At 69.9% G+C, this 5,878-nt stretch carries 7 protein-coding genes; all 7 read right to left on the bottom strand.

The features are described 5' to 3' along the window. Positions 1–3: 3 nt before the first annotated feature. The 7 genes from GWI24_RS39385 to GWI24_RS39355 all read right to left on the bottom strand — a co-directional run bounded on the left by GWI24_RS39385 (position 4) and on the right by GWI24_RS39355 (position 5,767). Positions 4–636 (bottom strand): OmpA family protein, encoded by a 633-nt coding sequence (locus GWI24_RS39385; RefSeq protein ID WP_210950831.1) that lies wholly within the window; start codon positions 634–636, stop codon positions 4–6. An 8-nt stretch (positions 637–644) separates the two neighbouring features. Beyond that, a complete protein-coding gene (locus GWI24_RS39380; RefSeq protein ID WP_210950830.1) occupies positions 645–1,226 on the bottom strand; it encodes a hypothetical protein in 582 nt (193 codons plus the stop codon). Between the two features lie 51 nt (positions 1,227–1,277). Next, a complete protein-coding gene (locus GWI24_RS39375) occupies positions 1,278–1,985 on the bottom strand; it encodes a pilus assembly protein TadG-related protein (protein ID WP_210950829.1) in 708 nt (235 codons plus the stop codon). Positions 1,986–1,993: 8 nt separating this feature from the next. Beyond that, positions 1,994–2,143, bottom strand: coding sequence for a hypothetical protein (locus GWI24_RS39370; protein WP_162496074.1), 150 nt, complete (start codon positions 2,141–2,143; stop codon positions 1,994–1,996). A 289-nt stretch (positions 2,144–2,432) separates the two neighbouring features. Next, positions 2,433–3,320 carry a DUF5936 domain-containing protein gene (locus GWI24_RS39365; protein ID WP_210950828.1) on the bottom strand — a complete coding sequence of 296 codons (888 nt, stop codon included), beginning with the start codon at positions 3,318–3,320 and terminating at the stop codon, positions 2,433–2,435. Between the two features lie 81 nt (positions 3,321–3,401). Further along, positions 3,402–4,340 (bottom strand): type II secretion system F family protein, encoded by a 939-nt coding sequence (locus tag GWI24_RS39360; protein ID WP_210950827.1) that lies wholly within the window; start codon positions 4,338–4,340, stop codon positions 3,402–3,404. 8 nt (positions 4,341–4,348) lie between these two features. Next, positions 4,349–5,767, bottom strand: coding sequence for a CpaF family protein (locus GWI24_RS39355; RefSeq protein ID WP_210950826.1), 1,419 nt, complete (start codon positions 5,765–5,767; stop codon positions 4,349–4,351). Between the last annotated feature and the right edge of the window lie 111 nt (positions 5,768–5,878).

Genomic DNA, 5,878 nt, shown 5'->3' with positions numbered 1-5,878 from the left:
GGCTCAGGCGGTCCTGGGGAAGCTGACCTCCACCCGGCGGTTGCGCTTGCGGCCCTCCTCGGTCGCGTTGTCCGCGATCGGGTACTGCTCGCCGTAGCCCCGGATCTCGTAGTTGACGGAAGGGTCGAGGTCCTCGGCGAGCGCCTGCTGCACCGCGTTGGCCCGCTGCTTGGACAGCACGATGCCGTGGCCCGCGGAGCCAAGGTCGTCGGTGAAGCCGAAGACGCGGACGCTCTTGGCGTTCTGCCGCTCGGCCTCGGAGGCGATCTCCTTGATCCGGGCCCGCGCGTCGCCGCCCAGCTTCGCGCTGTCCTTGCCGAAGAGCACCTCGGCCTGGAGGGCGAACTTCACCTTGGCGTTGGTGTCCTCCCGCCGCTCGTCGCCGTCGTCCGTCTCGACGACGGACTTGATGTCCAGGACCCGGCCGGGCGCCAGCTTCGCGCCCTCGGGCATCTTCAGATCGGAGTCCTTGGCGTCGATCTTCACCGGCGGGGTGGTGTCGGCGGGCGCGCCGGGGCCGCTGTCCGCGTGGGCGGGCGGCGCCGGGGCGGTGAGGGTGACCAGGAGCGCGGTGGAGGCCAGCGCGGCCAGCACGGGGCCGCGGCGCGCGGAGCGGGCCGTCGTCTGCGGTGTCATGGCGCGACTCACCCGGAGAGGGTGATGCTGACGGACGGCATGGTCGGGATCTGGAAGTCGATGTCCTTGACGCTCTTCGGCGGGGCCGGGAACTGCGCGAACAGCGGGCGGCTCTCATTGGGCTTGATCCCGGAGAGCCCCGTGGTGCACAGGCACTGGCCGTCGGTGTCCCGCAGGACGAGATAGCGCTTCTTGCCCTTCTCGTCGACCAGGGACGCGCCGGAGACGGACGAGAGGGACTTCACCTCGGTCTCCTTCGAGCGCCAGTCGATGGCGTTGAAGAGCCGGCTGCCATGGTTGGTGACGGTGGCGTTCACGGTGACGAACCCGCCGTCGTCGCGCACCGCGGAGTGCAGGGTGACGACGACCCCGCCGGGCCCCTTCATCTCGCCGATGGTCTTGGAGGAGTCCGCCGCGGGTTCCTGCTCGTCGCCGTCGTCCTTGCCCGCGGTCGACGTCCGGTCCGCGGCGTCGTCGGGCTTCTTGTCGCCGTCGCCGTTGCCGCACCCGGCCACGGCGAGGGCCAGGGCCGCGGCGAGCGCCGTCGCGGCGGCCCCCCTCCGGGCCTTCGTCGTGTGCCGAATGCTCATCGCTCGCTGTCCTTTGCTCTTCTGCTCTTCGTTCGCTCGTCAGTCGGCCGTTCAGTCGGCCAGGTGCACGGAGAAGAGGTCCTTGGCGTCGGGGAAGAGATCGAGACGCGTCGGGTCGATGGTCAGGTCGATTCCGTCGCAGAGGAGGTCGATGGGCGGCTTGTCGTCCTTGCCGTCGTCCTTACCGCCGTCGCCGCCCTTGCCGTCGTCCTTACCGTCGTCATCCTTGCCGCCGCCGTCGCCCTTGCCGGCGTCGTCGGGCCGCTCGGTCGGCGGGGCGGGCGGCTCGGCCGTGCAGCGCGGGGTGACGACCGCCTTGGCCGTCGCCTCCCCGTACTTGCTCTCCGTGCCGGGGATGACGGTCTTGCCCACGGGCTTGTGCGTCTTCACGGTGACGGTGAAGGACGTCGGCAGGAAGTCGGGCCCGCGGCAGTCGGTCACATCCGCCCCGTTCTGGTCGGCGAACCACTGCGCCTGGTCACAGGCGTTGGTGCCGCCCAGTCCCCGTCCGTTCAGCAGGTCGTCCCATGCGCTGCCGTGTGCGATCGCCTCCAGGAACCCCTTGCGCAGCTGGTCGCGGTAGTCCTGGGCGGCCGCGAGGGCCGCCGCGTCGGCGGCGGTCTGTCCGCCGTTGCGGGTGGCCCCGGCCTGGCCGACGGCGAAGAGGGCGAGCGCCAGGAAGAGCAGGCCCGCCACCGCCGTGATGTAGATCGGAAACGCCTGCCCCGCGTCGCTCCTGAGATCTCGGCGCGCTGTCACGGGACCGGTCAGATGCCGACGACCTGTGAGATCTTGTCGGAGATGGCGTTTGCGATCATGCTGCCGAAGTCCGTGGTCGACAAGACCAGCACGATGGCCACCACCACGGCGATGATGCCCAGGTATTCGATCGAGGTCTGTCCCCGATCGTTCCGCATGACGCGCTTCCCCATTGTGTTCCCCTCCATGGGCTGCCGTCCCTCTGTGGTCCGGCGACTCAACCCCCGTGGTGTCGCTCGCGACACGAGCAAAGTACGCCGAAACAGCCGTCTCGGAACAGTGCCCTAGGAAGCATTGCCTTCCCCGTTCACCACGTTCGAACCGTGGACGTGACGACCAACCCCGGCCGCGCATCCGTCTCACCCCCTCCCGCACCGAGGAGTTCTCCGTCGACGACTGTCCCACATTCAATTGCAACCGCGAAGGAGCTTCACCTAAAAGAGACCGTCAGTCCCCGGTCACCGAGCCGAAGTCGGTGCCCGAGCCGATGAAGAACCCCGCGACGAGCAACACCATGGTTCCGGGCACCATGAAGGTCGTGATGACCATGGTCGCTTTCGGCACCGCGCGGGCCGCGCGCCGCCGGGCGTTCTGCGCGTCCGTACGGCGCATGTCGTTCGCAATGGCGATCAGTGTTTCGACAATCGGAGCGCCCAGCTCCTCGCCCTGCTGAAGGGCGGTGACGAACTGCGCGACCTGTTCTGAGTCATTACGTTTACGTAGTTCCTCGAACGCCTGACGGCGGCTGACCCCCATGTCCATTTGCCGAAGTGTGATGCGAAGTTCATCCGCCCAGGGGCCCTCATACTTCTCGGCGACCCGGTCCAGGGCCTGACGGAAGCTCAAACCGGCGCTCACCACGACGGCCAGAACGTCCAGAAAGTCCGGCAACGTCCGCTCGATCGCTTCCTTGCGTTCGCGCACCGCCGCCCAGATGCCCACCTCGATCCAGAACAGTCCGAACGCCACCAGCAGCAGCGCCAGCAGGACTTGACCCTTGAGCAGCATCACCAGCGCCCCGACGAAGCCGAGCGCCCCGTAGACCGCCCGCCGGGCCGCGTAGCGATCCACCGTCAGACCGCCCGGGTTGCCCGCCAGATCGATCCGGCGGCGGACCCGGGCCACCCGCTTCTCGCCCATCAGCCGCAGCACCAGCGGGGCGTAGCGCATGCCCAGCCGGTCGACGGCCGAGCCGACCGCGGTCGTCCGGCTGGAGCCGACCTCCAGGGCCACCGCCAGATCGCTGGGCAGCTTGGCCTCGCTGCGGTACAGCGTGATGCCGTAGGCGATGCCCGCCACCGCGAGACCGGCCGCCAGCGCCAGCAGCAGTGCCATCTGTCTGAGTCCCCTCTACCTGGATTCGCTCGTACGTCGGTCTTGGACGGTCTTGGACGGTCTTGGACGGTCTTGGACGTCTCAGACGTCGATCTTGGACATGCGGCGGATGAGGAAGAAGCCGATCCCGTACAGGCAGAAGGCCACGACCACCGCCGCCTGCCCCCAGAAGGACGAGGTCATCCGGTCCAGCGAACCGGCCGAGATCCGGTTCATCAGCAGCAGCGTCCCGATCCCCAGCAGCGGGACGACATAGGCGGTGACGGTCACCTGCGAGAGCTGGGTGCGCACCTCCCGCCGGGTCTCCTTGCGCTCCTCCAGCGTCTGGGTGAGGTTGCGCAGCGAGCTGACCACGGTGCCGCCCGCGCGGTTGGACAGCACCAGCGTGGTGACCAGCACCACCAGCTCCCGGGAGGGCAGCCGCTCGGCCAGCTCCTCCAGCGCGTCGTCGATCGAGTGGCCCACGGCCAGCTTGGCCGCGACCTTGGCCAGCTCCTCCCCCGCCGGCGCCTCCATCTCGTCCGCCGCCATGCCGAGCGCGGTGCGCAGCGCCAGCCCGGCCTGGGTGGCGTTGGCCAGGATCCGCGACAGCTCGGGCAGTTGGTTGATGAAGCGCTCTATCCGCTTCTGGCGCTGCCAGTTGAGGAACGCGAAGGACCCCCAGACGGCGACCACCGCCGCTATCGGGCCGAAGAACGCCGCGAGGAAGGACGCCGCGATCAGCCACAGCCCGGCCGCCGCCCCCGCCGTGTAGACGAAGAACTCCCCCGGGGTGATCTCCAGGCCGGTGGCCGCCAGCCGCAGCTCCAGCTTCCGGCCCAGGGAGGTGGTGCGCAGCCGCCGGTCGACACCCGAGAAGCGGCGCGCGCGGGCGGTGCCCGGCAGTGGGCCGGTCTCCGACAGCCGGTCGATCAGCGCGCGCTGCTGCTCCTTGCCGCGTACGTAGGTGTGCACGCCCACGACGCCCAGCGCGCCGCACACCAGTGTCGCGCCGAGGGCGGCCGTCGCGAGATGGTCCATGGGCCCTGCTACCTCCGGTCCCTGGGGTCGAACGGGGGTCGGTCCTGTGGGGGTCGGCCGAACGGCGGCCGGTCGTACGGGTCGTATCCGGCCGCGCGGGTGGCCAGCTGCGCCGGGAAGGCGGCCACGCCGAAGGCGGGCGGCACCGGCTCGCTGGCCATTCGCAGCCGCTCGGCGACCCGCTCCGGCAGCGGGAAGTAGCCGAACCGCCCGTGCACCACCCGGTCCGCGCCCATCGGCTGGGCGTCGAAGCGGCAGACGGTGGCGATGCGGTACGACTCGTGGCCATGGCTGTCGAGCAGCGCGATCTCGCTGATCCGCCGCGAGCCGTCGGCGTGCCGGACGAGCTGGACGATGCAGTCCACGGCGCTGTTGATCTGGTCCCGCAGCGCCTCGTAGGGAATCGCCACGTCCGACATGGAGGCGAGCGTCTGGAGCCGCATCAGCGCGTCCTCGGCGCTGTTGGCGTGGACGGTGGCCAGCGAACCGTCATGGCCGGTGGACATGGCCTGGAGCATGTCGAGGGTCTCACCGCCGCGCACCTCGCCGACGATGATGCGGTCGGGGCGCATCCGGAGGGAGTTGCGGACCAGGTCGCGGATGGTGATCCGGCCCTTGCCCTCGACGTTGGGCGGCCGGGACTCCAGCCGGATGACATGGGTCTGCTGGAGCTGGAGTTCGGCGGCGTCCTCGACGGTGATGATGCGCTCCCCGTCAGGGATCAGCCCGGAGAGGGCGTTGAGCAGCGTGGTCTTGCCGGAGCCTGTGGGGCCGGAGACCACGACATTGAATTTGGCCCGCACCAGCGCCGCGAGCAGCATCAGCATCTGCTCGTCCAGCGTGCCCATGCCGATCAGCTCATGGAGGGTGTAGGCGCGGGGGAAGCGGCGGATGGTGAGCGTGGCTCCGGTGAGGGCGAGCGGCGGGATGATCACGTTGACGCGCTCACCGGAGGGGAGCCGGGCGTCGACCATCGGATTCGACTCGTCCACCCGGCGGTTGACCGTGGAGACGATGCGCTCGATGGTCTGCATCAGCTGCTCCTCGGAGGCGAAGCGGACGGGGACCAGCTCGACCCGGCCGGCGCGCTCCACGAAGATCTGGTCCGGGCCGTTGACCATGATCTCGGTGATGGAGGCGTCCTCGAGGAGCGGTTCGAGCACCCCGAGGCCGAGCGCCTCGTCCACCACCCGGCGGATCAGCTGGGAGCGCTCGCTGGTGGACAGCACCGGGCCCTCGCGGCTGATGATGTGGCCGAGCACGCGCTCCAGGCGGGAGCGGCGCTCGGCGGTGGAGAGCGACGACATCTCCGCGAGGTCGATCTCCTCCAGCAGCTTGGCGCGGTAGGCGGAGACGAGGTGCCCGTCCTGGCGCCCGCTGCCCTCGCCTGGCCCCTCGGGCGCGGTGATACGGGCCCGCAGGCTCATCGTTCGCCTCCCAACGCGGCCGGCGCCAGGTCGCCCGTACCGCCGTCTCCGTCGTCGCAGGGCATGGTGGCGCTCTTCTCGGCGCTGCCGAAGTCGAAGCCGGGGATGACG

The sequence above is a fragment of the Streptomyces sp. MK37H genome (genome assembly GCF_018035285.1).
In the GTDB taxonomy this organism is placed as follows: Bacteria; Actinomycetota; Actinomycetes; order Streptomycetales; family Streptomycetaceae; genus Streptomyces; species Streptomyces endocoffeicus.
This window is presented reverse-complemented; position numbering and strand designations above follow the sequence as displayed.

Bases quoted from the DNA above. Each gene is read 5' to 3' on its own strand.
- GWI24_RS39370 (WP_162496074.1), bottom strand. From the start codon at position 2,143: ATGCGGAACGATCGGGGACAGACCTCGATCGAATACCTGGGCATCATC.
- GWI24_RS39365 (WP_210950828.1), bottom strand. From the start codon at position 3,320: ATGGCACTGCTGCTGGCGCTGGCGGCCGGTCTCGCGGTGGCGGGCATC.
- GWI24_RS39360 (WP_210950827.1), bottom strand. From the start codon at position 4,340: ATGGACCATCTCGCGACGGCCGCCCTCGGCGCGACACTGGTGTGCGGC.
- GWI24_RS39385 (WP_210950831.1), bottom strand. From the start codon at position 636: ATGACACCGCAGACGACGGCCCGCTCCGCGCGCCGCGGCCCCGTGCTG.
- GWI24_RS39380 (WP_210950830.1), bottom strand. From the start codon at position 1,226: ATGAGCATTCGGCACACGACGAAGGCCCGGAGGGGGGCCGCCGCGACG.
- GWI24_RS39355 (WP_210950826.1), bottom strand. From the start codon at position 5,767: ATGAGCCTGCGGGCCCGTATCACCGCGCCCGAGGGGCCAGGCGAGGGC.